Genomic DNA, 26,426 nt, shown 5'->3' on the forward strand with positions numbered 1-26,426 from the left:
TCTTCGAACTCAGGCGGAACGTCGGCATCGGAGCCGAGACTTAACATTCACGGCATCACTGGCATGGGTCCGGATATGGCGCAACGTGCTCGTTCTCGCAGATGAGACGAACGGCAACTTCCCGCCCATCTCGGCCATGACGGCGGCCTGGGACGTGGCCGGTCTCGAAGCAGGTCAGGTACCGAGTTCTTCGACTTCCTCGACGAGTTGCGGACGCATGTGCAGATAACGCGTCGCCTTGCGTTTGGCGATGATATCGGCCCAGACGTGTTCCACTTGTGAGGCGGCCAACCCCGCCGCCTGCCCCACCACCTCAGCCGCCACGCCGTTGTTGAGACCGTAAAGGCAAAGATCCATACGGTCATAGGGAAGCGAGAAGTAGAACTCCTCCTGGGTCTGCGCCAGCGAGTAGGTATCGGTGGTCGGAGGCCGGTTGCGGATTTCTTCCGGAATACCGAGATGGGCCGCAAGCGCATAGACCTGTGTTTTATAGAGGTGGGCAATCGGCTTGACGTCCGCGGCGCCGTCACCGTTCTTCACGAAGAAACCCTGATCGTATTCCAGCCGGTTCGGGGTTCCAAGAACGGCGAAGTTCAGGCGATCCGCATGATAGTATTCAATCTGCTTGCGGGTGCGCTGCTTCATATTGGTAGCGGCGACGACGCCGAGATAGACAGGCAGCGGCATTCTCCGTTTCGTCTGCTTGCCCTCCGGGTCTTGCACCACCAGGGACGAGATATTGTAGCCCCCGCCCTCAAGGGCGTTCGCGATCACGATCTTCGAAGCCCAGCCTTCGCCGTATTCCGGGACCAATTCGCGGATGAAGGCGTCGCGACGCCTGTAGCAGCCCATTGCGCGCAGGATCGGCCCGATATCCTCCGTCACAGCCTCGACACCGAAAGTTTCGGCGACGAGGCGGCCGAGCCGCAGACTTTCAGGATCGGAATCGCTTTCCGGCATGAACAGGCAAAGCACATTCTTGGGGCCAACGGCTCGTACCGCCAACGCGACCGACACGCTCGAATCGATCCCGCCCGAAAGACCGAGCACAAGGCCCCGCTTGCGAAGCCCGCGCAACTGCTGGCGCAAGGCCGTTACGATACGGTCCGTTTCGGTGATCAGGTCGATTGCCAGAGCCTGCGCCAGAAAGGTCCGCGCATCCTCGGTCGGGCGAACATTCATTGCGCGGCCTCCATGGTTTCTGCCGCAAGCCGACGGCTGACCTTGCCGGTATCGGTCTTCGGCAGCTCGCGGCGGAACTCGACGACCTTGGGGACCATGAAGTCCTCAAGGTGGCGTGCACAGTGACGTATGATATCCTTTTCGGTAAGCGCCGGGTCGGACCGTACTATAACTGCGCCGATCGCATGCCCGAGCACGGGATCCGGCACACCGACAACCACCGCTTCCGCGATGCCCGGATGAGCGTGAAGCACGGCTTCCACTTCCTTGGGCGCCACCTTCTCTCCCCGCGACTTTATGATGTCGTCCTTGCGGCCGACGAAATAAAGAAAGCCTTCCTCATCGGCCCTGAAAAGATCGCCGGTGTAGAGAACCTTCTCCCAAGGGTTCGGACCCCGGCGCAGGGCTCGTGCCGTCGCAGCTTGGTTTCGCCAATAACCCTGCATGACGTGCGGCCCGCGAATGACCAGCTCACCCGCTACGCCCGGCGGCACCCGTTGCCCCTCGTCGTCGACGACAAAGGCTTCGGTGTTCGGAATGGCTATTCCGACCGAGCCCGGCCGGCGGTCGAGCTCCTCGGGCGGCAGATAGGTGCAGCGCTTGCATTCCGTCAGGCCATACATCGAATAGAGCCTGACACCGGGGAAAAGGAACCGAAGGCGTTCTATGTGAGGCGGCGGCAAGGCAGCCGCCGTGTTGGAAATATAGCGAAGGCTGGGCAGGAAGCCCGGCGCCAGGTCCCTCAACTGCAGGATCATCGCTGCCATCGTGGGCACGAGCGGAAGCCCGGTGACGCCTTCCTGGCGGATGCGTTCAAAGACCGCCTGGGGAAAAGCGAAGGACTTCTCGAGCACGAGCGTGGCGCCGAGCCTGACGGCCATCAGCAATTGATAGAGGCCGTAGTCGAAAGCGAGGGGCAGAACATTCAAGATGATATCGTCGGGCGAGTTGCGCAGGTAGTTGGTGATGGAGTCGGCCGCCGCGTCGCAATTGCGGTGCGTCATCATCACACCCTTGGGCCGGCCGGTCGAGCCCGAGGTGTAGATCAACATCGCAAGATCGACGTCAACGCCGCGATGGTCAATCTCCCTGACTTGGACCGTCAAGCACTCCGCCAGGGATGTGGCCCCTGCCGGGCATTGGCTATCGGCAGCAACGGTGGAAGCCACGAAGATGCCGGTCTTGCCGGAGGACGTCTCGCCGGAGTATCCGGACGCCTCGGCGACCACGGGCATCAGTCTTGCTTGCGTGAGGATCGCGGCGGCATCGCAATCGGCGATGATGTAGGCTAGCTTTTCGGCCTTGGTGGATGCGTTGATCGGACTGAAAGTCGCGCCTGCTTTAAGAACTGCGAAAATCGAAACCGCAGCCTCCCAGCAATTGTCCATGAAGATCAGCACCCGGTCGTCGCGCCTGACGCCATTCAAAAAAAGGGCGGCGGCCAAGCGGCTCGAGAGATCGTCCAGCTCTTTGTAGCACAGCCTTTTGTGCTCGGTGATCAATGCCGTTTTGGCTGGATGGGCAGCGGCCTTCGCCGTCAGAAAATGTTCGATCCGCACGGACGCTCCTCACCGATGGCGCCTATGCTGCCAGCGCTTCTGCTTTTGCCTTGACGAAGGCTGAGATACGGTCAATCGAATCCAGATTGGCCGGTACGATGTCGGCATCGACCATCGCTATGCCAAAATCATCCTCTATGAATGCCACTAGCTCCAACACGGCCGTCGAGTCGATGATGCCGTTCTCGATCAGTGATGCGGTGTCTGCAAGCTCGTAGGACGTGTCGCCGAACAGGAAGTTGTCGACGATAAAGGTTTTGACCTTGTCCTTGATTGCTACCATGATTTTTCATTCCCTCGATTTCTCAGGCCGCTCGTGCTTCACCGACCTTTTCGCCGGTGAAAATCTTCTGCCATAGTTGCGCCGACAAAATGCCGACGAAAGCCGCATTGTCGCGGAATCCGGACGCTGGCTGCAAGCGGCATTTCTCGTGCAGGTTCGCCACCGCCTTGGCGTTGAATAGTCCTCCGGAGGCGATACTCGCCTCGCTCAGCGAGTCGCGTACGTAGTCCAATTCTCCGGCTCCCACGAAGGAGCGGGCTTCCGGCGCCCGGTAAGGCTGTTTGGTGCGCTCGCGGATGGCCGTCGGAAGCAGGTGCTTGGCAGCTTTGCGCAATATGTGTTTTTCCACCAGTCCCTTCAGCTTCATCTCCGGCGGAAGTCTTGCCGCAAACTCCACCAAGCGATGGTCAAGGAAGGGGAACCGCCCTTCGATACCGTGCGCCATGGCCATGCGATCGCCCTGGCTGGAGAGGATGTAGCCCGGCAGGAGGAAGCGGGTTTCTAGATATTGCGCCTGATGCAGCGGATGCCACCGGGAAAACGCCTCAGGCAACCGGCTGGCCAGGTCCTCGGCTGCGTCATACCCCTTCAATGTCGCGCGCAGGTCACCGGAAAAGAACATCTTCGCCGCTGATGTGGTCTTGAAACGCGGCCGATGCGAGAACAGCGGATCGTCCAGGGCAGCGCTGCCGGTTCCGAAGAACGCAGCCAGGTACTCCACGGACTGCTGTTGCAGGCCCGGCAGATAGGGATAAAGCTTGCGGAACAGTTGTGGCCTTATGCGCGATGCCGGCTGTCGCGCGCAGAAACGGCGAACCCGCGCTTCCTTGAAGACATCATAGCCGGCAAAGACCTCGTCGGCGCCTTCGCCTGTCAGCACTACTTTCAAACCGGCCTGGCGAACGAGGCCGGACAGTTGATAGAGGGGGGCTGGGGCCGTGCGGATGATCGGCCGCTCGGTAAAGCGGATGACTTCGGGAAACGCACCGGCGATATCGCCGGCACGACACGCAATGGTTCGATGGCGTGTGCCAAGTGCTGACGCCATTTCGGTCTGGAAGGCGCTTTCGTCATGCTCGCCGCTGTCGAAGGTCACGGAAAATGTCTGCAGCTTAAGAGGAGTCATGCCGGCCGCGAGTGCCGAAACGAGGGATGAATCGAGCCCGCCCGAAAGGTAAGAACCGACCGGCACGTCGGCGCGCATGCGAAGCCTCACCGCGTCGGTCAACAGGGCCTGCAGTTCCTCGGCCGCGTCGTCCTCATTGGTGATCTTCGATGGCCTATCCGGATACGGGTAGTCTAGGTGCCAATATGGTTTGACCGTGACTTGCCCCTGTGTCGCGATCATCACGCTTGCCGGCTCCAGCTCGTGGATGTTGCGGAAAGCCGTGCGTGGAGCGATCGGCGCCCACAGCGTAAAGATCTGGTCGAGTGCAATTGGATCGATTTCGGCCGAGACGCCGGGTACCGTCAGCAGGGCCTTTATCTCCGACGCAAAGTAGAGCACCCCGTCCTTGCTGGTGTAGAACAGCGGCCGAACACCCATGCGGTCTCTTGCAAGCACCATCCGCCGCCGCCGGTTATCCCAAATCGCGAAGGCGAAATCACCGTTCAGGAGCGACAGACAGTCTTCGCCCATCTCGTCATACAGCTGCAGGAGAACCTCTGTGTCGCTCGACGTGCGGAAGCGTCGGCCCTTGGCCAGCAGCCCTTCGCGCAATTCCACGTAGTTGAAGATCTCGCCGTTGAACGCAACCGTCAAATCGCCGGTTTCGTCGGACATCGGCTGCTGGCCATCACCAATCCCAATCACCGACAGCCGCGCATGCCCAAGTCCAGCCTCGGGCGCTACGAATTTCCCTTGTTCATCCGGCCCGCGATGGGCGATCGCAGACGTCATGCGCGCAAGCAAAGCTTCCGCATCCCGGACTGAACCGAAATAGCCCCCGAATCCGCACATCCACACAGCTCATACTGAACAGCAAGCCACGAAACATAGCGGTCATAAGCGCCTCAAAGGTTAATCGGATACGTTTCAGCGAGCATGTGGTTAACAGGATGTTAGGACAAAATGATGCTTTTTGCGGACCGACTTGCGCCCCACTTCAGATGTCAGCTTGAAGGCATCACGGCGAGCGGTGCAAATCACTGCTTCGAGTACGGCCGGTACCAGTCGACAAACTTCTTCAGCCCGTCCTCTATCGAAACGCTAGGCCTGAAGCCGAAATCCCGCTCCAGCGCGGTCATGTCGGCGTAGGTCTTCTCGACGTCGCTCGCCTGCATCGGCTCGTTGTGGCGGATTGCCTTGACCTTGAGCAGCCTTTCCAGAATGTCGATGAAGTCGCCCAGACGCACCGGCCGGTTGTTGCCGACATTGTAGAGCCTGTTCGGCGGAACGTCAGCCGCCGGCGGCTTGTCGAGCACGGCGACAACCGCCTTCACAACATCGTCTATGTAGGTGAAATCGCGCCACATTTCGCCATTGTTGAAGACCCGGATCGGCTTGCCCTTGAGCATCGCCTGGGTGAACATCCAATAGGCCATGTCGGGACGGCCCCAGGGACCGTAGACCGTGAAAAACCGCAGGCCGGTCTGCGGTATGCCGAACAGATGGGCGTAGGTGTGGCTCATCAACTCATCGGTTTTCTTGGTGGCGGCGTAAAGCGAAACGGGCTTGTCGACCTGATCGGCTTCGCTGAACGGCACGCTGCGGTTGCCGCCATACACCGAGCTCGACGAGGCATAGACCAGATGCTCGAATGCCGGTTCGGCGCGACAGAATTCGAGCACTTCGAGGTGGCCCATGACATTGGAGCGGATATAGAGCCGCGGATTGTCGAGTGAGTGGCGCACGCCCGCCTGCGCGGCAAGGTGCACGATCCTAACGATGCCTTGCCCGGCCAAAGCGGCTGCAAGCGCGCCCTGTTCGGCAATATCGATCTGGTGGAACGAAAAATCCTTATGGGGCAGAAGGCCGGCAAGCCGCCCCTTTTTGAGCGCCAGGTCGTAATAGTCGTTCATGTTGTCGACGCCGACGACCGCTTCTCCCCGGTCGAGCAGATGGTGGCAAACGTGGCTGCCAATGAACCCCGCGGCTCCGGTGACAAGTATAGGCAACAAGCTTCTCCACGCGCATAGCCGGGCCGGTATCTGGAGCGGCAGATCCGGCCCATTTTGTCGTGCTATAGTCGAAAGCCGAGGTGGAGACCACCATTAAGCTGATGCGTCAGCTTGCCTCGCGCATGGCTTCGGCCGCCTGCAGGTCAACCGACACCAGTTGGCTGACGCCTTGCTCGGCCATGGTCACCCCAAACAGCCGGTCCATGCGCGCCATGGTGATCGGGTTGTGTGTGATGATGACGAAGCGCGTTTCGGTGGTTGCGGCCATTTCGTCCATCAGATTGCAGAAACGCTCGACATTGTGGTCATCGAGCGGCGCGTCGACTTCGTCGAGCACGCAGATCGGCGCCGGGTTGGTCAGGAACACGGCGAAGATCAGCGACATCGCCGTCAACGCCTGCTCGCCGCCGGACAGCAGCGTCATCGTCTGCGGCTTCTTGCCGGGCGGACGCGCCAGGATCTCGAGCCCCGCTTCGAGCGGATCGTCGGACTCGATCAGTTGCAGCTCGGCGGTGCCGCCGCCGAACAGATGCGAAAACAGCCGTTGAAAATGGCCGTTGACCACCTCGAAGGCGGCGAGCAGCCGCTCGCGGCCTTCGCGGTTCAGGCTATGGATCGCCTGCCGCAGCTTGCGGATCGCCTCGATGATGTCGTCGCGCTCGGAGACGATGGTCTCCAGCCGGTCCGACAGTTCCTTCTGCTCCTCCTCGGCGCGCAGATTGACGGCACCGAGCCGTTCGCGTTCGACCTTCAGCCGGTCGAGCTGACGCTCGATCTCGGCCATTTCGGGCATCGGGCTGTCGGGTTCGAGGCCGGTGTGGCGGATCACCAGATGCGGCGGCGTGTTCAGCGGTTCCTGGATGCGCGCCTCGACTTCCAGCCGACGCTCGTCGGCGGCGGTCAGCCGCTCTTCGGCGCGAACGCGGGATTCGCGCGCCTCGGCCAGCGACTGGATGGCAGCAGTCGCAGCCTTGTCCAGCTCGGACTGGCGGTTCTCCGCTTCCTGCAAGCGGTCGCCCGCCGCCTTGCGCAGGCTTTCGGCCTCGGCGAGTTGCGACAGCAGGGCGCGCCGCTTGGCGTCGATCTCGTCGGGGGCGTCGGCCAGTTGCTCGCGCTCGGCCTCGGCCTCCGCCTTGCGTTCGCCGAGCGCCGCGATCTGTGTCGAGGCGTTTTCGGCTCGCTCCACCCAGTTGCACCGTTCCGCGCCGATGGCATCGAGCCGACGCGCACGTGCCTCGGCTTCCCGCCTCAGGCCCTCGTGAACGGCACGCGCATCGGCAAGGGCGGCGCGGTCGCGGGCGACGTTGGCCGCCGACTGCTCGAGCTGCAATTGCAGATCGCCGAGATCGGGCGCGTCCTGCAGCAGCATTTCCGCCTCGACGAATGCCGCCGCCGTTTCCTCATGGCTGTCGACAATGCGTGCGCGCGCCTCGTCAAGTGCTGCACGCCGGCTCGACAGCTCGCCGCCGGCTCTTTCGGCCTCGGCCAGCGTATTGCGGGCAGCATCGAGCCCGTGCTGGGCATCGCGTCCGGCCTGTCGGGCGTTGCGTTCGGCCTCGCTCGCCTGGGCACGCGCCTGTTCGGCCCGGGCAAGGGCTTGTTCAGCTTCGCGCAGGGCGCGCGTGGCATGGACTACTTCGGCATCGAGCTCGGCCAGCCGGTTTTTCTGCGCCAGCCGCTGCGCGGCGGCGGTCGGGGCATCGGCGCTGGCGGTGAAGCCGTCCCAACGCCAGAGCGCGCCTTCGCGGCTGACCAGCCGTTGACCGGGAGCAAGCAGCGTCTGCAGCCGTCTTCCGTCGGCGGCTTCGACAATGCCGATCTGGGCCAGCCTGCGGGCCAGCTGTGCCGGCGCACGCACAACGCTGGCGAGGCTCCTCATGCCTTCGGGCAATGCGGCGTCGGCAGGCTGGATTTCGCTCTGGCCCCAATGCACCGGCGCACTGCGGTCGAGCGGCACGTCGAGATCTTCGCCAAGCGCGGCACCCAGCGCCGTCTCGTAGCCACGCTCGACGCTGATCTGCTCCAGCACCGAGGGAAATAGATCGCCGCTGGCGGCGTTGAGGATCTTGGCCAGCGTGCGGGCCTCGGTTTCGATCCGCGCCAGCTCGGCCTTTGTGTCCTGAACCGGTGGGCGGGCAGCACTTTCGTCTGCACGCGCCTCGGCGACCGCCTGTTCGGCGGCAATGGCGGCTGCCTCGGCCTTTTCGAGCAGCGCCAGCGCCTGATCGACCAGTAGCCGCTTCTCGGCGGGATCGGGCAGGCCGGCGACCCTGGAGACGATCTCCGACAGTTCGCGGTCGACATCGGCAAGCTGGCGGGCAAAGCGGTCGCGGCGCTCAGCGGTGTCGCGCAGCGTCCGTTCGATCTGGTTGCGCGAGGCGGCAGCCTCCGCCCGTTCGGCGGTCAGCGCGGCGAGCCTGACCTCGCTCGAGGCAAGCGTCGATGCCGCCTGCTCGAAAGCCGCGCGGGTGCTGGCCTCGCGCTCGGCGGCGCCGGCGTTTTCGGCATTGAGCGCGGCTTCTTCGGCGGCGAGGCGTTCGAGGATATCCGCATTATCGCGGACCATGCGCTCCTCACGGGCAAGGTCGCCATCGAGCTGTTGCAGTCGGCGGTCGAGCTCTGCCTGGCGGGCGCGGATGCGGCCCGCCTCTTCCTCGATCTGCGCCTTGGCGATCGACAGACGCTGGAAGGCGGCGGCGGCAGCGGCTTCCGCATCGCGCAAGTCCGGCAGCCGGTGGGCGTTGATACCTTGTTCCCTGGCGGCAGCCATCTGGGCGGCGGCACGGTCGCCGACCAGCGCGGTGGCAATCGCCAGCGCCGAACGCGCTTCCCCTTCCTGCGTCTTGGCCAGCGTCCAGCGCAGATGCAGCAGCGTCGCTTCGGCCTTGCGGATGTCGGCCGACAGGTTCTTGAAGCGCGAGGCCTGGCGGGCCTGGCGTTTCAGGCTTTCAATCTGGCTTTCCAGCTCGCCGACGACGTCGTCCAGCCTTTCGAGGTTCTGTTCCGCCGCCTTCAGCCGCAGCTCGGCTTCGTGGCGGCGCGTATGCAGGCCGGAAATTCCGGCCGCCTCTTCCAGCAGCGCGCGGCGCGCCTGCGGCTTTGCCTGGATCAGCTCGCCTATGCGGCCTTGGCCGACCATCGAGGGCGAGCGGGCGCCGGTCGACTGGTCGGCGAACAGCAGCTGAACGTCCTTGGCGCGAGCCTCCTTGCCGTTGATGCGGTAGAGCGAGCCGGCCTCGCGCTCGATGCGGCGCGAGACCTGCAACTCATCGGCGTCGTTGAAGGCGGACGGCGCGGTGCGGTCGCTATTGTCGAGGAACAGCGTGACTTCGGCGGTGTTGCGGGCCGGACGCGTTCCCGAGCCGGAAAAGATGACGTCGTCCATGCCGGACGCACGCATGTTCTTGTAGGAGCTTTCGCCCATAACCCAGCGCAGCGCCTCGACCAGGTTCGACTTGCCGCAGCCGTTCGGCCCGACTATGCCGGTCAGGCCGCGTTCGATGACGAACTCGCCGGGTTCGACGAAGGATTTGAAGCCGAGCAGGCGAAGGCGCGAGAACTTCATTCGCGCCGGCCCATAGCCAAGTTTCGCAACGCTGTTCCGCGGTTTTGCAAGGAGACCCCGCGGCAAGACAAAGAAGTGCGCACGCCGAAGCGACGCCGCTTCGGCGCTGCCGAAACGTCAGAGCAGAGGGTCGATGATGGCCGACATTTCCGCAATCGACATCGCCCCTTTGTAGGTCTTTCCGTTGATGAAAAAGGTCGGTGTGGAATCGACCTTGAATTCGTCGGCGCCGCGCTTCTGGACGGATCTCACATCGTCCAGAAGTTTCTGGTCCGTCAAGCAGGCCTCGAAGGACTCCTGTGTAAAACCGGCAAGCTTGGCGATTTGCAGCAGTGCGTCCTTGGTATTGTTCACACCAACCCAGTTCGCCTGCTGCCTGAACAGCACGTCGACCATCGGGAAATAGTTGTCCTTGGAGCAGCGCGCCAGCATGAAACCGGCCTCGGCGCTGGGATCGAACGGAAACTCGCGCAGTATGTAACGGGCCTTGCCGGTGTCGATATATTTCGTCTTCAGCTCCGGAAAAGTGGTCTCGGCGAAATGCGCGCAATGCGGGCAGGTCATCGATGCATATTCGACTATGGTGACCTTTGCATCGTCCTTGCCGAGTTGCATGTCGGGCAATGCGCCGGGCTTCAGCAGTGCCGCCATATCGACCGTGCCCTGAGCCTCCGGCGCCGCCGCGGCGGCCGGAGCGGCCGGCTTCGCAGGTTCCGGAGCCGCAGGCTTCACATCCTGCGCCTCGGCTTTCTCGCCCGAGTCGCTGCAGGCGGCAAGCAGCGCCACCGCTGGTATTGCGGCCAGCGAAGTCAAAAGGTTTCTGCGGGACAAGGAACGGATCATACGAATCACCTGGCAATAGTTGGATTTTGCAATGCAAAGTCTACAAAAAGCGAGAGTTGGCGCGAATTAAGGCATTACCGCCCCTATTCCAATCGCCAAATCCGGGCATACCATCACGATAGCGCGAGATCACGGTTTCTTTTGACCGAGAATGGTGGCGCCAAGCCGCTCTAGCGAGGCGCGCAGCCCGCCGTCCTCGATCAAACCAACGGTGCCCGACAGCTTCGCTTTCTCGGCCGCAGTCAATGGCCGCAAACTGGGTTTCGGCTTGTCCTTGCCCGCCATTACCGGCTTCTGCACGATCCTGATCCGACCGATCGCATTGAAACCGAGGAAGGCGTTGACCCGGTTGATGATCTGGCCGGTCTCGTGCTGCAGATGCAGCGCCGCCACACCCTCGCAGGCAATCACCAGCACCGCCGGTTCGAAAGGATCGTCCTCATGTATGCGGCGCGGCCACTGGATCTTTTCCGGGCGCGAGCGGCCGGCAAGCCGCGGCCCGGCAATTTCTTCCCATGACTGGACCAGTCCGATCGACATACCGGCCCGTTTGCGCAGCACTGGGTCGAGGATCTCGGTTGCGAGATCGCTCACCGGAACGGGATTGCCGAAGGGCCTTTTCCCTGCCATGTGCGTTCTCCAGCTTCAGCACCAGTGGATTAGGGCCGACCCTCGATCAATGGCACTGCACGACCAGACCCGCAAGGCCGTATCCGGAGACAATGTCGAGATCGCCTCCCGGCTGCTTGCCTGGTACGACACGCATCACCGCGACTTGCCCTGGCGCGTTTCGCCGCGCGCGCTGGCGGGCGGAGCGCGGCCCGATCCCTATCTGGTCTGGCTTTCCGAGGTGATGCTGCAGCAAACCACGGTCGAGGCGGTAAAATCCTATTTTCGGGCGTTCGCAGAGAAATGGCCAACGGTCCAGGCGCTGGCGGCGGCACCGACCGAAGACGTCATGAAGGCCTGGGCCGGGCTCGGCTATTATTCCCGCGCTCGTAACCTCAAAGCCTGTGCCGATCTCGTCGCGCGGCAAGGCGGCCGCTTTCCTGACAGCGAGTCCGGCTTGAAGGAACTGCCCGGCATCGGCGCCTATACGGCGGCGGCGATCGCAGCGATCGCCTTCGACCGACCAGCCGCGGTCGTCGACGGCAATGTCGAACGGGTCGTCTCACGGCTGTTTTCGATCGCCACGCCGCTGGGCGAAGCCAAGGGCGAGATACGCGGCCAGGTCGAACGCATGGTTCCCCCGACAAGGCCCGGCGACTTCGCGCAGGCGATGATGGACCTGGGCGCGACGATCTGCACGCCGCGCCGGCCCCGCTGCATTCTGTGCCCTGTTCGGGTGGACTGCAGCGCCACGATTTCGGGCGACCCCGAACGCTTTCCGGTCCGCCTGCCCAAGGCCGAAAGACCCTTACGCCGCGGTGCCGCCTTCGTTGCCGTCAGGTGCGACGGCGCCATCCTTCTGCGCAAGCGCGCGGACAAAGGCCTGCTCGGCGGCATGACTGAGGTGCCGACGACCGGCTGGACGGCGCGCATAGACGGCGCTACCACGGAAGCGGCGGCCCCGCTCCCCGGCAACTGGCAGCAGGCCGGACGCATCGGCCATATCTTTACCCATTTTGCGCTTGAACTCGACGTGTTCAAGGCGGAGACCGACGTTGCCGCCCCGGTCGGGCATTTCTGGTCGCTGGCCCATGAAATTTCCGGGGAAGCGCTGCCGAGCGTCATGAAAAAGGTAATCGAAGCGGCGATACCGGGCGCGACGAAAAAGCAGCGGCCGCGTTGAAAGAGAGAAGAATGACTGAAATCCGCCACATCGTTTTCGACATCGGCAAAGTGCTGATCCACTATGATCCGGACCTGCCCTTCAGTCGCTTGATCCCCGATCCCGACGAACGGAAATGGTTCTTCGACAATGTCTGCACGCATGATTGGAACATCGAGCAGGATCGCGGCCGCAGTTGGGAAGAGGCCGAAGCGCTGGCGATCGCGCAATATCCCGAGCACGCCGAAAATATCCGCAATTTCCGCCGGCACTGGCACGAGATGGTGCCTCACGCCTATGAGGACAGCGTCGCCATCATGATCGGCCTGATCGACAGCGGCCATGACGTGACGATGCTCACCAATTTCGCTGCAGATACGCTCGCCGAGGCCCGCGAGCGCTTCGATTTCCTCAATCGGCCGCGCGGCGTCACCGTTTCCGGCGACATCCGCCAGATCAAGCCGGATCGCGCCATCTATGACCACCACGTCGCCGCGTTCAGCCTCGAGCCGTCAGCGACGCTGTTCATCGACGACAGCCAGAAGAACGTCGACGGCGCCAAGGCGGCGGGCTGGCAGTCGGTGCTGTTCACCGATGCAAAGACGCTCAGGGCGGACCTTGAGAGTCTTGGGATCAAAGTGTGATTTGAATCGGTTCCAGGAGTTGGTTGAGCCTTCGCATTAACCGATCTGCCGCAACTCGGAAGCCGTCAGGCGCCCGCCCGCTCCATGCCTAGCCGAGCAATGCGGCGAAGCTCGTCGATCGGGGTCAGGCCGCCGCTGCGCTCATAATGCCAGAAGGTCCATCCGTTGCAGGCGTCCAGCCCCTGGACCTCGGCGCCGATCTTGTGGATCGACCCGGCACTGTCGCCGATGGCCAGCGTGCCGTCGGCGCGCACTTTTGCCGCCCAGCGCTTCTTGGCGTCGTAGAGCGTGGCGCCTGGCGCCACCAGGCCATTGTCGAGAAGGGTGACGAAGGCGACGCGCGGCTCGGCGCGCTTGCCGGTCAGTACCGTCAAATTGGCGCCTTCCAGCGGCCGGACCGCATCGATACGTTCCATGGCGGCATCGATATAGGTTTGTTCGCGCTCGATGCCGACGAAGTGGCGGCCAAGCCGCTTGGCCACAGCCCCGGTGGTGCCTGAACCGAAGAACGGGTCGAGCACGATGTCGCCCGGCCTGGTCGATGCCGTCATGACGCGGGCAAGCAACGCTTCCGGCTTCTGCGTCGGATGCAATTTGTCACCATTGTCGTTCTTCAGGCGCTCGCCGCCGGTGCAGATCGGAAACAGCCAGTCCGAGCGCATCTGGACGTCGTCGTTCGACGCCTTCAGCGCCTCGTAGTTGAATGTGTAACCCTTGCCCTTCTGGTCGCGCGATGCCCAGATCATCGTCTCATGCGCGTTCTGGAAACGGCGGCCACGGAAATTCGGCATTGGATTGGTCTTGCGCCAGACGACGTCGTTGAGGATCCAGAAGCCCAGGTCCTGCATCTTGGCGCCGACCCTGAAAATATTGTGGTAGGAGCCGATAACCCAGATCGTGCCGTTGGGCTTCAACACACGGCGCGCCGCCAGCAGCCAGGCGCGGGTGAAGGCGTCGTAGGCCTCAAAACTGTCGAACTGGTCCCAATGGTCGTCGACGGCATCGACCTTGGATTGATCGGGCCGGTGCAGATCGCCATCGAGCTGCAAATTATAGGGCGGATCGGCGAAGATCACGTCGATCGACTTTTCCGGCAGCCGTTCGAGCGCGGCGACGCAGTCGCCCTTCAGGATCGTATCCAGCCACTCGGATTGCTGGGGAACATCGGAAAGCTCGTCGAGAAGACGCACGGCAGACATTGTGACACCCAAGGCACGCGTTACTGTTTACTGTCCGTTATGGTTACCGATCAGCGTAAATATTCAGTGAAGCAGCCCGCCGAATTTGCGAAGCCCGGCCTGTTGGTGTATGCCGCGCCGCCTGAGCCGTTTCGACCAAAAAGCCCTCGGCATTCCCTTCATCCCGCTTTCCGGATCACCATGCCCCAGCCAGACCTTGTCATCTTCGATTGCGACGGCGTGCTCGTCGATTCCGAAATCATCGCCGCGCGGATCGATGCCGAGCTGTTGACCTCGGCCGGCTACGAGATATCGGCCGAGGAGATTTCCGAGGTCTATGCCGGGTTGACTTTCAAGGACATCATGATGCGGGTCGAGGAAAAGTCCCGGATCCCGTTCCAGGCCTCGCTGATCGACAAGGAGGAACAGCTGGTCGATCGTAGGCTGCGCAGCGACGTGCGTGCCATCGACGGGGCGCACGAGGCTGTCGCCGCGGTAGCAGTGCCGCGCTGCGTCTGTTCGAATTCGCGCTCGGAGCGGATCGAATTCATGCTGGAGAAGGTGCAGCTTTTGCCGTTCTTTGCCGGCCGTATCTTTTCCTCGCTGGAAACCCCGACCGGGAAATCCAAGCCGGCGCCGGACGTGTTTCGGTTCGCCGCGGAAAAGCTCAAGGCCGATCCTGCGAACACCTTTGTCATCGAGGATTCGGTGCATGGCGTCACCGGCGCCAAGACGGCGGGAATGCGCGTCATCGGCTTCACCGGCGCGGCGCACAGCTATCCCGGCCACGCCGATGCGCTGACCGAGGCCGGCGCGGAAACGGTCATCCGCCGCTGGGCGGAGCTGAAAAGCGTGATCGCCGCGCTGTCGGAATGGTCGGCGGACGCCTGAGAGGCCGCCTCCAACCGCCGTGGCACGAATGCAGCGGCTTAGTTGGTCGCGGCGGCTTTCTTCTTCCTCGGCTTGTCTGTCGCTACTTTCGAAGCGCCCTCGTCATACCCGGCATATGCCTGGTAGTCCTTCGCCGTCGGCTCCGGAACGACGACGTTGGAATCGGTGAAGACGAACTGCGTGGCACTCGAAGGATCGGTAACCTGGACCTGATAGGAGTGAAGCTGCGAATAGAGAACTTCGGTGCCGTGCATCACCGCGATGCGGATCGGCATGGTGATGGTCCCGGGGGTGAACATCGGGCCAGGCACGACCTTGCCGGCGACGGCTATCTTCATCGACAAGGAGCCGTTGGCGCGGCTGCAGTCGCGGGTCACATCGGTGATCGAAGCCTGATAGATGATCTTGGCGGAATCGTCCGGCTGATCGACGCCTGCCGCGTCCACTGCCGGCTGGGCGGCTTCCTCGGCGGCAACATCGGGTTTTTTCTTCGGCTTCGGACCGCTCTTGGCGTAGGTATTGAAGAAGGCGGTGCCGTCACGCAACGTCACTTTCGGGCAATAGGCCTGCAACTGGCTGGAAAGCACCTTTGGATCGGGTGGCGGTGGCGGCGTCGCATCCTTTTTGCCGAAGCCGAGAATTCCATTGTCGCTCGATTGGCAACCTGCGGCGGCAAGCATAAAGCCGGTGAGCGCCACACCCGCGACAAAACGACCGTTGAATGAATGAAACGCCATGAACTGCACTTCCCTCTCGCAAAGCCGGTGACGTATATCAACCGCGCGGCAAAAATGCGACTGATCCAGCGCAGAAATCCACCACCTCGCGGCGGGCGAAAATTCCCGGCAGCAATGGAAACGTGACGATGCAATATGTGAGTACCCGCGGGGAAGCGCCCGCGCTTGGATTTTCCGACGCGGTGCTGGCCGGACTGGCGCGCGACGGCGGGCTCTACCTGCCGAGCGCCTGGCCGCATTTTTCCGCAGCCGAGATCCGCGCCATGCGCGGCCTTGCCTATCCCGATCTTGCCATCCGCGTGCTGTCGCCGTTCCTCGGCGGCGAGATCGCGGCGCCGGTGTTCGAACGGCTGGTGCGCGAAGCCTATGCAACCTTCCGCCATGAGGCCGTCTGCCCGCTGGTGCAGACCGGGCCGAACAGCTTCGTGCTCGAGCTCTTCCACGGCCCGACGCTCGCTTTCAAGGACGTGGCGATGCAGCTTCTTGCACGGCTGATGGACCATGTGCTGGCCGAGCGTGACCAGCGCGCCACCATTGTCGGCGCCACCTCCGGCGACACCGGAGGGGCCGCCATCGATGCCTTTGCCGGGCGCAACCGCACCGACATCTTCGTGCTTTTCCCGCACGGCCGCGTCTCGCCGGTACAGCAGCGGCAGATGACGACCTCGACCGCCGCAAACGTCCATGCGTTGGCCATCGAAGGCAATTTCGACGACTGCCAGAGCCTGGTAAAGGACATGTTCAACGACCACGGTTTTCGTGACCGGGTATCGCTGTCCGGCGTCAACTCGATCAACTGGGCCCGCATCATGGCCCAGATCGTCTATTATTTCTCCTCCGCGCTGTCGCTCGGCGCGCCCGACAGGCCGGTTTCCTTCACCGTGCCGACCGGCAATTTCGGCGACATCTTCGCCGGCTATGCCGCCAAGAAGATGGGGCTGCCGATCGAACGGCTGATCATCGCCACCAACGACAACGATATTCTGGCGCGCACGCTGGCAACCGGCGAATACCGCATGAAGGGGGTCTTTTCGACCACGTCCCCCTCGATGGACATCCAGGTGTCTTCGAACTTCGAACGCTTGCTGTTCGAAGCGTCCGGCCGCGATGCCTCGGCCGTGCGGCGCTACATGAACGGGCTCAAGCAGTCCGGCGCCTTCACCATCGAGGCCGGCGAAATCGCCAAGATCCGGTCCGAATTCGACGCCGGCCGCGCCACCATGGACGAGGTCGCCGCCACCATCCGCACCACACTTGCGGCGAGCGGCTATCTGCTCGACCCGCATACCGCCGCGGCCGTGCATGTGGCCGCCGGCAAGGCTGCGGGTGAGGTGCCGATGGTGGTGCTGGGCACTGCGCACCCGGCAAAGTTTCCCGCCGCCGTCGAAGCCGCCAGCGGCGTGTCGCCTGCCCTGCCTGCATGGCTAGGCGGGTTGATGAGTGCCGAGGAAAAATACACGGTACTTCCATCCGACCTGAAAATGGTGGAAGATTATGTCGGCCGCCACACGCGGGCGGCGCGTTAGGGAGTAATTGCCATATGGGTGTTGAGGTAAGCCGTCTGTCGAACGGCCTGACAGTCGCCACCGAAACCCTTCCAAGCCTCGAATCTGTTGCCCTTGGCGCCTGGGTCAAGTCGGGCGCACGCAACGAGCGTGACGAAGAGCACGGAATGGCGCACTTGCTCGAGCACATGGCTTTCAAGGGCACCAGTCGGCGAAGCGCCTTCGAGATCGCCTCGGAGATCGAGGACGTCGGCGGCGAGATCAATGCCGCCACCAGCGTCGAGACGACCTCCTATTATGCAAGGGTTCTGAGCGACGACGTGCCGCTGGCCGTCGATATCCTTTCCGACATCCTGCAGGAATCCGAATTCGATCCGCAGGAGTTGGAACGAGAGCAGCATGTGATTCTGCAGGAGATCGGCGCCGCGCACGATACGCCCGACGACGTCGTTTTCGATCACTTTACCGAGACCGCCTTCCGCCACCAGACTATCGGCCGCTCGATTCTTGGCACGCCGGAAACCGTCAAATCCTTCACTTCGAAGCAGCTGCACGACTTCATCGAACGACAGTACGGCGCCGAGAACATGGTGATGGTGGCGGCCGGCGATATCAAGCACGACGATTTCGTGCGGGAGGTCGAAAAGCGTCTCGGCAGCTTCCGCGGCAAGGCCGACGGCACCATCCCGCAATATGCGCAGTATGTCGGCGGCGATTTTCGCGAGGACCGCGACCTGATGGACGCGCAGATCGTGCTGGGTTTCGAGGGCCGCGCCTATCACGTCCGCGATTTCTACGCCTCCCAGGTCCTGTCGATGATCCTGGGCGGCGGCATGTCGTCGCGGCTTTTCCAGGAAGTCCGCGAGAAACGCGGCCTGTGCTATTCGGTCTACGCCTTCCATTGGGGTTTTTCCGACACGGGCGTCTTCGGGGTCCATGCGGCGACCGGACAAAGCGATATTGCCGAGCTGGTGCCTGTGATCATCGACGAGCTGCAAAAGGCCGGTGAAAACATCCTGCAGGAGGAGCTCGACCGGGCGCGTGCGCAGTACCGCGCCGGGCTGATCATGTCGGCCGAGAGCCCGGCCAGCCGCGCCTCGCAGATCGCCAGGCAGTTGCTTCTGTTCGGCAGGCCGATAGCCAAGGAAGAGTTGATGGAGCGGCTGTCGGCGCTGACGGTCGAGCGGCTGACGGACCTGTCGTCGCGGCTTTTTTCGACCAAGCCGACGCTTACAGCCGTCGGGCCGGTGGGTACGCTCGCGCCCTATGAGGCGATCCTCGATTCGCTTTCGGGCACGCAGACCACTGCCCGCAAGCTCGCCGTCTAAGCCTACTCGAGCGTCGTGTTCGCGCTCCCTTTCTTTCGCCGCGACCTGCCGGCACTGAAGGGCGAGCTTGTCACGCTGCGCGTACCGCTGACCAACGACTATCGCGAGTGGTCGGTGCTGCGCAGTGAAAGCCGCGCCTTCCTTGAGCCGTGGGAGCCGCGATGGACCCCTGACGAACTCGACCGCACGGCGTGGCGGCATCGTATCGGGCGCTACCGCGAGGACTACGCGCAGGGGACGGCGATCGCCTTCTTCATCTTCGAGAAAAGCAGCGGCAAGCTGGCCGGCGGTATCACCCTCGGCAATATCCGCCACGGGGTCGCCCAAAGCGGCCATATCGGCTACTGGATCGGCGAGCGCTTCAGCGGACGCGGCCTGATGACCGATGCCGTAAGAGTGGTGACGCGTTTCGCCTTCGAAACGCTGCGATTGCACCGGATCGAAGCTGCCTGTATTCCCGACAACGCCCGGTCGATCCGCGTGCTTGAAAAAGCCGGATTCCGGCGCGAAGGACTGCTACGATCCTATCTCAGGATCAACGGCATCTGGCAGGACCATTACCTATACGCCCGAATCGCGGACGATCCGCCGGGCGTTGGAACAAAGGGCTGATTTTGACGAATTTTCTGCGCAAGGGGTCGCTGCTTGCCTTTATGCTGGCGGCAATCGTCACGCTCTGCGCGGCGTCCTCGGCCTTTGCCGTAGAACCGATCAAGATCGCCCGCGACGACGTTGCGCTCGATCTTTCGGGGGCCGTCTTGATCTACCGGAACCAGGGCGAGAATTTTCAGGTGTCGACCGCGCCAGGCCCGGACGGCATCGTGCGGCGCATCGAGGTCGAGGCAAATGATGCGCGCTCGAGCGGTGACTGGGCGGTGTTCGCGCTGGCCAATACCACCGACCAGCAGCTCGACAGGCTGATTGTCGCACCGCATTTCCGGCTGGTGAATTCCGGCCTGTTCTGGCCGGATCTCGGCTCGACCCGTATCGCCGCGATCACGCCCAGCGAAGGCTTTGCGCTCGACCGCCAGACCAGCCCCGACGCCGACGTGTTCCGGGTGACGTTGAACCCCGGAACGGTGATTACCTTCATCGCCGAGCTCGCCTCGCCCAAGCTGCCGCAGGTCTATCTGTGGGACCCTGAATCCTACAAGGACTCGGTCAATTCCTACACGCTGTTTCGTGGCATCGTCATCGGCATTGCCGGCCTGCTGGCGCTGTTCCTGACCATTCTTTTCGTCGTCAAGGGGACCTCGATGTTCCCGGCAACGGCGGCCCTAGCCTGGGCGGTGCTTGCCTATATCTGCGTCGATTTCGGCTTTCTCAACAAGATCATAGAGATCTCACCCGGCAATGAGCAGATGTGGCGCGCCGGAACGGAGGTGGCGCTCGCGGCGACCTTCGTGGTGTTCCTGTTTGCCTATCTCAACCTCAACCGGTGGCACGGCCATTTCAGCTACGGCGCGCTGGTCTGGATTCTCGGGCTGGTGCTGATCGCCGGTGTCGCCATCATCGATCCGGCGGTCGCCGCCGGCATTGCCAGGCTGTCCTTCGCCGCCACCGCGCTGACCGGGCTCGGCCTGATCATCTTCCTCGGTATCCGCGGTTACGACCGCGCCATCATGCTGGTGCCCAGTTGGGTGATGGTTCTGCTGTGGCTATGCGGATCGTGGATGGCAATCACCGGCATGCTGGACAACGATATCGCCCAGCCGGCGCTGGGCGGCGGGCTGATCCTCATCATCCTGCTGATCGGCTTCACGGTGATGCAGCACGCTTTTGCCGGCGGCGCCCTGCATCAGGGCCTGTTCTCCGATCTCGAGCGGCAGGCGCTGGCGGTTGCCGGATCGGGCGATACCGTGTGGGACTGGGACGTGCTGCGCGACCGCGTCGTCACTCGTCCCGACGTCAGCAGTCAGCTCGGCCTTGCCCCCAACAGTCTCGGCGGGCCCGCCCGCAACTGGCTGCCGGTGCTGCATGCCGACGACCGCGACACGTTTCGCACGACACTCGACGTGGTGCTCGAGCACCGGCGCGGCCGGGTGTCGCAAAACTTCCGCCTGCGCGGCGCCGACGGGCACTATCACTGGTTTTCGCTGCGCGCCCGGCCGGTGATCGGCTCGGACGGCGAGGTCATCCGCTGCGTCGGCACCATGGTCGACGTGACGGAGCAGAAGAAGTCCGAGGAACGGCTGCTGCATGACGCCGTGCACGACAATCTGACCGGCCTGCCCAACCGCGAGTTGTTCATGAACCGGCTGGAGGCGATCATTTCGATCGCCCGCACCGAAGAGAAGGTGCGCCCGACCGTCTTCGTCATCGACATAGACCGCTTCAAGCAGGTCAATGACGGGCTCGGCATCTCGGCCGGCGATACCATCCTTTTGACTATCGCGCGGCGGCTGCACCGACTGCTCAAGCCGAAGGATTCGCTGTCGCGCTTTGCCGGCGACCAGTTCGCGCTGATGCTTTTGTCGGAGCAGGATCCGGCCCGCATCGCGGCCATTGCCGATGCCATCAAGCACGCCATCAACAACCCGATCACCTTCGCCAAGCGCGAGATCGTGCTGACGGCCTCGATCGGGCTGATCACCTGGACCGCCACGCAGACCTCGGCCGAGGACATGGTCAAGGATGCCGAGCTTGCCATGCATCAGGCCAAGCGCTTCGGCGGCGACCGGATCGAGCCGTTCCGTCCCGCCTTCCGCACCGTCGGCACCGACCGGCTGCAGTTCGAGTCCGATCTGCGCCGCGCCATCGAACGACGCGAATTCACGCTTGCCTACCAGCCGATCGTGCGGCTGGAGGACGGCAGCGTGGCAGGCTTCGAAGCGCTGCTGCGCTGGGACCATCCGCGTCGCGGCATGATCCCGCCGGCTGATTTCATTCCGGTCGCCGAAAACTGCGGCCTGATCGTGCAGCTTGGGCTGTTCGCCATGCAACAGGCTGCCGAAGACCTGGCGGGATGGCAAAAGCAGATCGGCGATGCGCCGCTGTCGGTCTCGGTCAATCTGTCCAGCCGTCAGCTCATCCGCCGCGACCTGGTCAGCGACGTCCGCTCGGTGATCGCGCGAGCCAACCTGAAACCGCGCTGCTTCCGGCTCGAACTCACCGAATCGCTGGTGATGGACAATCCCGAGCAGACCGCCCATGTGCTGACCAAGCTGAAGCAGCTTGGCATCGGCCTGTCGCTGGATGATTTCGGCACCGGCTATTCATCGCTGGCCTATCTGACGCGCTTTCCATTCGACACCATCAAGATCGACAAGAGCTTCGTCGACGACGCGACGCCGAAACGTGCGGTGCTGCTCAAATCCATGGTCAATATGGCGCATGAACTCGGCCTGTCGGTTGTCGCCGAAGGCATTTCGGACGAGAGCGATGCGCTGGAGTTGCGGCAGATGGGCTGCGAGTACGTGCAGAGCTTCATGTTCGGCGCGCCGATGCCGGGCGACCAGGTGCTGAAGACGCTGAAGGAACAGTATCCGTTGACCCAAGCGTGACAAGTTTCAGGACGTAATGAGGTTCAGGCGTGACCGGCAGCCAGGCTGAGATGCGCGAGATCAATGCCGATCGAGGCGAGGATCCGGTCATATTTGCGATCGATGTCGGCGTCGAACAGAAGCTCGGCACTTGCCGGGCAAGTCAGCCAGCCATTCTCGACGATCTCGTTTTCAAGCTGGCCCGCACCCCAGCCGGCATAGCCAAGCGCCATCAGAGCCCGCCGGGGTCCGCGGCCGGAGGAGATGGCGCGCAATATGTCGACGGTCGCGGTCAGACAGACATCGTCGGACACGGCGAGCGAGGATTCCACCCGGTAGTCGCCCGAATGCAGAACGAAGCCGCGGCTACGATCCACCGGTCCGCCATTGCGCACGACGAAGTCGCGCGCCGGTGGCGGCAGGCGAATTGCCTCCAGCTCGTTCATGATGCCGAGTTGCACGAGCAGGTCCGGAAACAGCATCTGCTGCGTCTGGTTGATGATCAGCCCCATCGCGCCTTCGTCGCTGTGCGCGCAAATGTAGATGACAGAGCGCGTGAAGCGGTCATCCTTCATGCCGGGCATGGCAATCAGGAACTGATCGTCGAGAAAGCCGGGTCCTGCGGCCGTCCTTTTATGGCGCAACAAATCCATGGCCACAGCGTAACGCGTTTCCGGGGCGTCGAAAAGATGGGCGGCGCCCGATTTGATCAGGCTCGTAAATCGAAGGTCACGCAAATATGATGCCGGCGGCGTCATGAAATCATTGTGCGGCCATCAACAGACGATCAAATCATTGCCATGCAAAGCTTGAAAATCCTGCTGCTTGGCGTAGCCATTGGATCGGCGACCGGCCTCCCCGCCTCAGCCTCCTCATCGGCCTGGTACAACAGCGAAGGCGGCAGGGTGCGGCTGGTAACGAGCGGCAAGGCCGATGAGGCCGGGCGTCTCCAGGGCGTCCTCGACATTGCGCTGAAGCCCGGCTGGAAGACCTATTGGCGCGATCCGGGCGATGCGGGCGTGCCGCCACAGATCGACGTCTCGGCCAGCACCAACATTGCCGACGCGACGCTTTCGTTTCCGCCGCCGCAGCGCCACGACGACGGCTACGGCAAATGGGCCGGCTACGACCACCCCGTTTCGTTGCCGGTGACGTTCACGCTTGCCGCGCCCGGCCAGCCGGCCGTCATCGATGCGGACATTTTCCTCGGCATCTGCGAAACCATCTGCATCCCGGTGCAGACAAGGCTGACCGTCGATCCCGGCGCCGATCCGGACAACGCCGGGGACGCGGCACTGGTCAAGGCAGGCCTTGCCACCCTGCCTGCCACGGCAACGCCCGATTTCGGCATAAACGTACTGCCGGGCGACCACGAAACGCTGATTGTCGAAGCGAGCTTTCCGGGCAGCCCCGAGGGCGCCGACTTCTTCGTTGCCGGCGAACGCGACTACATGTTCGGTGCCCCGGCACGCAGCGAAAAGGATGGCAAGCTGATCTTTACTGTGCCGATCCTCGACAGGCCGTCGACAACGCCAACCGATGGCGGCCTGCACTACACACTGACAAGTGCCGCAGGCGCGGTCGAAGGCCTGTTGCCATTCCCGTGATGCCAACGTCTGGACGGTTGCCGGGCGCGCCTTAATTCGCTATCGCAAGGACACTCCCTTCCATTTCCAAGCGAGGACCATCATGACGATCTCCGTTGGCGACAAACTGCCCGATGCGACCTTCAAGACAATGACCGCCGACGGTGCAAAGCCGATAACGACGGGCGAGATATTCTCAGGAAAGAAGGTCGTGCTGTTTGGCGTTCCAGGCGCCTTCACGCCGACCTGCAGCAACAATCATCTGCCCGGCTACCTGGACAATTACGACGCCATCCTGGCGCGCGGCGTCGACACTATCGCCGTTGTCTCGGTCAACGATGTTCACGTTATGGGGGCCTGGGCCCGCTTCAGCGGCGGTGAAGGCAAAATCCTTTATCTTGCCGATGGCAATGGCGATTTCGCCAAATCCGTCGGCCTCGACGCCGACCTCTCCAGCGGCGGCATGGGGCTACGCTCGAAGCGTTTTTCGATGATCGTCGATGACGGCAAGGTCACCGCACTCAATGTCGAGACAAAGCCCGGCGTCGACGAATCCGGTGCGGCTCACATTCTCGGACAGCTTTCCGTCCTGGCGACAGCCTAGGCCAGGCACGGCAAAGGGCGCCTTCGAGCGCTCAACGTCCAAAGGACGCTGACTTTGCATCGGCGCATGATCCTTCCGAAAGCCGACCCGGTTTTTCGGGACCATGCGTCGGCCCTTCGGGACTGCTTGCTTCTGGGGACCTCGATTATGTCTGACATCGTCTGGCGCAGCGTCGCGATCGGCATCGGCGCAACCGCGCTTATGGATGTCTGGGCGATTTTCCTGAACAAGGCGTTTGCTCAGCCGCGGCCGAACTGGGGGCTGGTCGGCCGCTGGGTCTGGCATCTCAGGGAAGGCAAGGTCTTCCATGACGACATTGGCGAGGCCTCGCCCTACCCGCATGAATCAGTACTTGGCTGGGCCTTTCATTATGCTGTCGGCATCGTCTACGGCGTCATACTGGTCGTGCTGGCCGGAACGGCCTGGCTCACCGCGCCGACCTTCCTGCCGGCTTTTATGCTCGGCATCGTCACCGTCGGCGCCGGGTGGTTTCTGCTGGCGCCCGGCCTGGGCGCCGGCTGGGCCGCTTCGAAGCGGCCCAATCCGATGCAGGTCCGCGCCCTCAATCTTGTGTCGCATACGGTGTTTGCCATCGGACTGTTCGGCACCGCCCTTCTGATCCGCTGACACGCCAGTTCAACCGGATCAATAACTCTGGGTCGAGCGCCGAACCTTCTTGGCCGCCGATTGCCTGGACTGGGTGCCTTCCTCCGGCGGCACGGACGCGAGCACGGGTTTCGCCGACTTCGTCTTGAATGGCGCCATGCCGAGCCGCGCCAATTCGTCGGCGCGCTCGTTCTCGGGATGGCCGGCATGGCCCTTGACCCAATGCCAGGTGACCTGGTGGCGGTTGCGCGCAGCGTCGAGCTGCTGCCACAGCTCGGCATTCTTCACCGGCTGCCTGGCGGCGGTCTTCCAGCCGTTGCGCTTCCAGCCGTCGATCCAGCCGAAAATACCGTCCTTGACGTAGTTGCTGTCGGTATAAAGATCGACGACGCAAGGCTCCTTGAGCGCATTGAGCGCCGAGATGGCCGCCAACAACTCCATGCGGTTGTTGGTGGTCAGAGCCTCGCCACCATGGAGCTCCTTGATTGCGCCGTTGAAGCGCAGGATTGCGCCCCAGCCGCCAGGCCCGGGATTGCCCGAACAGGCACCATCGGTGAAGATTTCAACGCGCTTGGTCATGTCAGTCCATATTCGGAAGGAGAGTTGATCGCCCGGTGGAAGCGCATCCGGCGGATATACTCGGTCGGGTCGCGTTTCATCACCAGGCCGCCGTCCGGGACCGTCAGCCAGTCGTAGAGCCGGGTCAGCATGAAGCGCAGCGCCGAACCGCGCGCCAGCATCGGCAGCGCAGCTTTCTCGTCACTGCTCAACGGCCGCACGCTTTGGTAGCCGGCAAGCAGCGCCGTGCCCTTGGTCAGATTGAAGGAAAAATCCTTCTCGAAGCACCAGGCGTTCAGGCACGTGGCAACGTCATAGGCATAGAGGTCGTTGCAGGCGAAATAGAAGTCGATCAGCCCGGACAGTTTCTCGCCGAGGAAAAACACATTGTCCGGGAAAAGATCAGCATGGATGATGCCTTGCGGCAGACCGTTCGGCCAGTTCCGCTCGAAATCGGCGAAATCGGCATCGACCTCGGCCGCCAGTCCCGGCTCGACCTCGTCGGCGCGGGCGCGGGCGGCATTCCACAGCTTGCGCCAGCCATCGATGGCAAGGGCGTTGGGGCGGGTCATCGGAAAATCCGCGCCGGCGAGATGCAGTGCCGCCAGCGCCTTGCCGACCTCGCCGCAATGTGCAGCCGTCGGCCGCCGCAGCGACAGGCCTTCGAGAAAGGTGATGATGACCGCCGGCCGGCCGGCAAGTGTTCCGATCACACCGCCATCATGTGCGGTGACCGGGAGCGGGCACGAAATGCCCTTTCTGGCGAGGTGGGCCATGAGGCCGAGAAAGAACGGCAGGTCAGCCTTGTCGACGCGCTTCTCGTAAAGCGTCAGGATGTAGGAGCCGCTGCTGGTGTGCAGCAGAAAATTCGAGTTTTCGGTGCCTTCGGCGATGCCCTTGTAGGACAAGAGGTCGCCGACCGGATAGTTCCTGAGGAATGCGCCGAGCTCGCCCTCGTTGACGTCGGTGTAAACCGCCATCGTT

Annotated in this window: 23 protein-coding genes; 10 read left to right on the forward strand and 13 right to left on the reverse strand. The window is 62.9% G+C overall.

Features of this window, described 5'->3' with window-relative positions; genetic code table 11:
- Positions 1 to 174: 174 nt before the first annotated feature.
- The 8 genes from nadE to NKI72_RS02280 form a co-directional block, all read right to left on the reverse strand.
- Positions 175 to 1,182: an NAD(+) synthase gene (gene nadE / locus NKI72_RS02245; protein WP_352470634.1), complete on the reverse strand. Its 1,008-nt coding sequence runs from the start codon at positions 1,180 to 1,182 to the stop codon at positions 175 to 177.
- Positions 1,179 to 2,741, reverse strand: coding sequence for a class I adenylate-forming enzyme family protein (locus tag NKI72_RS02250; protein WP_352849867.1), 1,563 nt, complete (start codon positions 2,739 to 2,741; stop codon positions 1,179 to 1,181). Before NKI72_RS02250 ends, nadE begins: the two co-directional genes overlap by 4 nt.
- Before the next feature lie 22 nt (positions 2,742 to 2,763).
- Entirely contained in the window at positions 2,764 to 3,027 is a 264-nt protein-coding gene (locus NKI72_RS02255) for an acyl carrier protein (protein ID WP_352470706.1), read from the reverse strand.
- Between the two features lie 19 nt (positions 3,028 to 3,046).
- Positions 3,047 to 4,984: an asparagine synthase (glutamine-hydrolyzing) gene (gene asnB / locus NKI72_RS02260; RefSeq protein WP_352470636.1), complete on the reverse strand. Its 1,938-nt coding sequence runs from the start codon at positions 4,982 to 4,984 to the stop codon at positions 3,047 to 3,049.
- Positions 4,985 to 5,169: 185 nt separating this feature from the next.
- Positions 5,170 to 6,141 carry an NAD-dependent epimerase/dehydratase family protein gene (locus tag NKI72_RS02265; RefSeq protein ID WP_352470637.1) on the reverse strand — a complete coding sequence of 324 codons (972 nt, stop codon included), beginning with the start codon at positions 6,139 to 6,141 and terminating at the stop codon, positions 5,170 to 5,172.
- A 109-nt stretch (positions 6,142 to 6,250) separates the two neighbouring features.
- Positions 6,251 to 9,709 carry a chromosome segregation protein SMC gene (gene smc / locus NKI72_RS02270; protein WP_352849868.1) on the reverse strand — a complete coding sequence of 1,153 codons (3,459 nt, stop codon included), beginning with the start codon at positions 9,707 to 9,709 and terminating at the stop codon, positions 6,251 to 6,253.
- 117 nt (positions 9,710 to 9,826) lie between these two features.
- Positions 9,827 to 10,552 (reverse strand): DsbA family protein, encoded by a 726-nt coding sequence (locus tag NKI72_RS02275; RefSeq protein ID WP_023674158.1) that lies wholly within the window; start codon positions 10,550 to 10,552, stop codon positions 9,827 to 9,829.
- A gap of 129 nt (positions 10,553 to 10,681) precedes the next feature.
- Entirely contained in the window at positions 10,682 to 11,182 is a 501-nt protein-coding gene (locus NKI72_RS02280; protein WP_352612433.1) for a DUF721 domain-containing protein, read from the reverse strand.
- A 49-nt stretch (positions 11,183 to 11,231) separates the two neighbouring features.
- On the opposite strand from NKI72_RS02280, the gene mutY reads away from it, so the two are divergent.
- Together mutY and NKI72_RS02290 are read left to right on the forward strand one after the other, a co-directional pair.
- A complete protein-coding gene (gene mutY / locus NKI72_RS02285) occupies positions 11,232 to 12,344 on the forward strand; it encodes an A/G-specific adenine glycosylase (protein WP_352612431.1) in 1,113 nt (370 codons plus the stop codon).
- 11 nt (positions 12,345 to 12,355) lie between these two features.
- Positions 12,356 to 12,967, forward strand: coding sequence for an HAD family hydrolase (locus NKI72_RS02290; RefSeq protein WP_352470642.1), 612 nt, complete (start codon positions 12,356 to 12,358; stop codon positions 12,965 to 12,967).
- 65 nt (positions 12,968 to 13,032) lie between these two features.
- Here NKI72_RS02290 and NKI72_RS02295 read toward each other — a convergent pair whose 3' ends face one another.
- Positions 13,033 to 14,166: a site-specific DNA-methyltransferase gene (locus NKI72_RS02295; RefSeq protein ID WP_352470643.1), complete on the reverse strand. Its 1,134-nt coding sequence runs from the start codon at positions 14,164 to 14,166 to the stop codon at positions 13,033 to 13,035.
- A 180-nt stretch (positions 14,167 to 14,346) separates the two neighbouring features.
- Here NKI72_RS02295 and NKI72_RS02300 point away from each other — a divergent pair, with 180 nt between their 5' ends.
- Positions 14,347 to 15,036: an HAD family hydrolase gene (locus NKI72_RS02300; RefSeq protein WP_023674153.1), complete on the forward strand. Its 690-nt coding sequence runs from the start codon at positions 14,347 to 14,349 to the stop codon at positions 15,034 to 15,036.
- A gap of 38 nt (positions 15,037 to 15,074) precedes the next feature.
- Here the strand turns inward: NKI72_RS02300 and NKI72_RS02305 are convergent, their stop codons facing one another.
- On the reverse strand, positions 15,075 to 15,773 hold the full coding sequence (locus NKI72_RS02305; protein WP_352612429.1) for a hypothetical protein: 699 nt from the start codon (positions 15,771 to 15,773) through the stop codon (positions 15,075 to 15,077).
- Positions 15,774 to 15,901: 128 nt separating this feature from the next.
- Between NKI72_RS02305 and thrC the strand changes: the two genes are divergently transcribed.
- Genes thrC through NKI72_RS02325 form a run of 4 tightly spaced genes read left to right on the forward strand, consistent with a single transcriptional unit; the run spans position 15,902 to position 22,109 of the window.
- Positions 15,902 to 17,299, forward strand: a complete 1,398-nt coding sequence (gene thrC / locus NKI72_RS02310) for a threonine synthase (protein WP_352501950.1) — start codon at positions 15,902 to 15,904, stop codon at positions 17,297 to 17,299.
- A gap of 14 nt (positions 17,300 to 17,313) precedes the next feature.
- Positions 17,314 to 18,606, forward strand: coding sequence for a M16 family metallopeptidase (locus NKI72_RS02315; protein ID WP_352470646.1), 1,293 nt, complete (start codon positions 17,314 to 17,316; stop codon positions 18,604 to 18,606).
- Positions 18,607 to 18,621: 15 nt separating this feature from the next.
- The gene (locus NKI72_RS02320; protein WP_352470647.1) at positions 18,622 to 19,218 is read left to right on the forward strand and encodes a GNAT family N-acetyltransferase; all 597 of its coding nucleotides are present in this window, start codon (positions 18,622 to 18,624) and stop codon (positions 19,216 to 19,218) included.
- Between the two features lie 2 nt (positions 19,219 to 19,220).
- A complete protein-coding gene (locus tag NKI72_RS02325) occupies positions 19,221 to 22,109 on the forward strand; it encodes an EAL domain-containing protein (RefSeq protein WP_352612424.1) in 2,889 nt (962 codons plus the stop codon).
- Between the two features lie 23 nt (positions 22,110 to 22,132).
- On the opposite strand, the gene NKI72_RS02330 is transcribed toward NKI72_RS02325, so the two are convergent.
- Complete coding sequence (locus NKI72_RS02330; protein ID WP_031211061.1) at positions 22,133 to 22,741, reverse strand: YqgE/AlgH family protein; 609 nt, start codon at positions 22,739 to 22,741, stop codon at positions 22,133 to 22,135.
- A 147-nt stretch (positions 22,742 to 22,888) separates the two neighbouring features.
- Between NKI72_RS02330 and NKI72_RS02335 the strand changes: the two genes are divergently transcribed.
- From NKI72_RS02335 to NKI72_RS02345, 3 genes are all read left to right on the forward strand, one after another.
- The gene (locus NKI72_RS02335) at positions 22,889 to 23,695 is read left to right on the forward strand and encodes a protein-disulfide reductase DsbD domain-containing protein (protein ID WP_352612422.1); all 807 of its coding nucleotides are present in this window, start codon (positions 22,889 to 22,891) and stop codon (positions 23,693 to 23,695) included.
- 82 nt (positions 23,696 to 23,777) lie between these two features.
- Positions 23,778 to 24,278 carry a peroxiredoxin gene (locus NKI72_RS02340; RefSeq protein WP_352612420.1) on the forward strand — a complete coding sequence of 167 codons (501 nt, stop codon included), beginning with the start codon at positions 23,778 to 23,780 and terminating at the stop codon, positions 24,276 to 24,278.
- Positions 24,279 to 24,425: 147 nt separating this feature from the next.
- Positions 24,426 to 24,905 carry a DUF2938 domain-containing protein gene (locus NKI72_RS02345; protein ID WP_352612418.1) on the forward strand — a complete coding sequence of 160 codons (480 nt, stop codon included), beginning with the start codon at positions 24,426 to 24,428 and terminating at the stop codon, positions 24,903 to 24,905.
- Positions 24,906 to 24,923: 18 nt separating this feature from the next.
- Here the strand turns inward: NKI72_RS02345 and rnhA are convergent, their stop codons facing one another.
- Both rnhA and NKI72_RS02355 read right to left on the reverse strand, forming a co-directional pair.
- Positions 24,924 to 25,463 carry a ribonuclease HI gene (gene rnhA / locus NKI72_RS02350; RefSeq protein WP_352501954.1) on the reverse strand — a complete coding sequence of 180 codons (540 nt, stop codon included), beginning with the start codon at positions 25,461 to 25,463 and terminating at the stop codon, positions 24,924 to 24,926.
- On the reverse strand, positions 25,460 to 26,422 hold the full coding sequence (locus NKI72_RS02355) for a homoserine kinase (RefSeq protein WP_352456890.1): 963 nt from the start codon (positions 26,420 to 26,422) through the stop codon (positions 25,460 to 25,462). The genes rnhA and NKI72_RS02355 overlap by 4 nt, the downstream gene beginning before the upstream one ends.
- Between the last annotated feature and the right edge of the window lie 4 nt (positions 26,423 to 26,426).

The sequence above is a fragment of the Mesorhizobium sp. M0437 genome (genome assembly GCF_040321335.1).
In the GTDB taxonomy this organism is placed as follows: Bacteria; Pseudomonadota; Alphaproteobacteria; order Rhizobiales; family Rhizobiaceae; genus Mesorhizobium.

What these genes read in the sequence shown, in the direction of transcription:
- nadE (WP_352470634.1), bottom strand. Translation starts at nt 1,182, where the DNA reads ATGAATGTTCGCCCGACCGAGGATGCGCGGACCTTTCTGGCGCAGGCT.
- asnB (WP_352470636.1), bottom strand. Translation starts at nt 4,984, where the DNA reads ATGTGCGGATTCGGGGGCTATTTCGGTTCAGTCCGGGATGCGGAAGCT.
- smc (WP_352849868.1), bottom strand. Translation starts at nt 9,709, where the DNA reads ATGAAGTTCTCGCGCCTTCGCCTGCTCGGCTTCAAATCCTTCGTCGAA.
- NKI72_RS02275 (WP_023674158.1), bottom strand. Translation starts at nt 10,552, where the DNA reads ATGATCCGTTCCTTGTCCCGCAGAAACCTTTTGACTTCGCTGGCCGCA.
- NKI72_RS02280 (WP_352612433.1), bottom strand. Translation starts at nt 11,182, where the DNA reads ATGGCAGGGAAAAGGCCCTTCGGCAATCCCGTTCCGGTGAGCGATCTC.
- mutY (WP_352612431.1), top strand. Translation starts at nt 11,232, where the DNA reads ATGGCACTGCACGACCAGACCCGCAAGGCCGTATCCGGAGACAATGTC.
- NKI72_RS02290 (WP_352470642.1), top strand. Translation starts at nt 12,356, where the DNA reads ATGACTGAAATCCGCCACATCGTTTTCGACATCGGCAAAGTGCTGATC.
- NKI72_RS02295 (WP_352470643.1), bottom strand. Translation starts at nt 14,166, where the DNA reads ATGTCTGCCGTGCGTCTTCTCGACGAGCTTTCCGATGTTCCCCAGCAA.
- NKI72_RS02300 (WP_023674153.1), top strand. Translation starts at nt 14,347, where the DNA reads ATGCCCCAGCCAGACCTTGTCATCTTCGATTGCGACGGCGTGCTCGTC.
- NKI72_RS02305 (WP_352612429.1), bottom strand. Translation starts at nt 15,773, where the DNA reads ATGGCGTTTCATTCATTCAACGGTCGTTTTGTCGCGGGTGTGGCGCTC.
- thrC (WP_352501950.1), top strand. Translation starts at nt 15,902, where the DNA reads ATGCAATATGTGAGTACCCGCGGGGAAGCGCCCGCGCTTGGATTTTCC.
- NKI72_RS02315 (WP_352470646.1), top strand. Translation starts at nt 17,314, where the DNA reads ATGGGTGTTGAGGTAAGCCGTCTGTCGAACGGCCTGACAGTCGCCACC.
- NKI72_RS02330 (WP_031211061.1), bottom strand. Translation starts at nt 22,741, where the DNA reads ATGGATTTGTTGCGCCATAAAAGGACGGCCGCAGGACCCGGCTTTCTC.
- NKI72_RS02335 (WP_352612422.1), top strand. Translation starts at nt 22,889, where the DNA reads ATGCAAAGCTTGAAAATCCTGCTGCTTGGCGTAGCCATTGGATCGGCG.
- NKI72_RS02340 (WP_352612420.1), top strand. Translation starts at nt 23,778, where the DNA reads ATGACGATCTCCGTTGGCGACAAACTGCCCGATGCGACCTTCAAGACA.
- NKI72_RS02345 (WP_352612418.1), top strand. Translation starts at nt 24,426, where the DNA reads ATGTCTGACATCGTCTGGCGCAGCGTCGCGATCGGCATCGGCGCAACC.
- rnhA (WP_352501954.1), bottom strand. Translation starts at nt 25,463, where the DNA reads ATGACCAAGCGCGTTGAAATCTTCACCGATGGTGCCTGTTCGGGCAAT.
- NKI72_RS02355 (WP_352456890.1), bottom strand. Translation starts at nt 26,422, where the DNA reads ATGGCGGTTTACACCGACGTCAACGAGGGCGAGCTCGGCGCATTCCTC.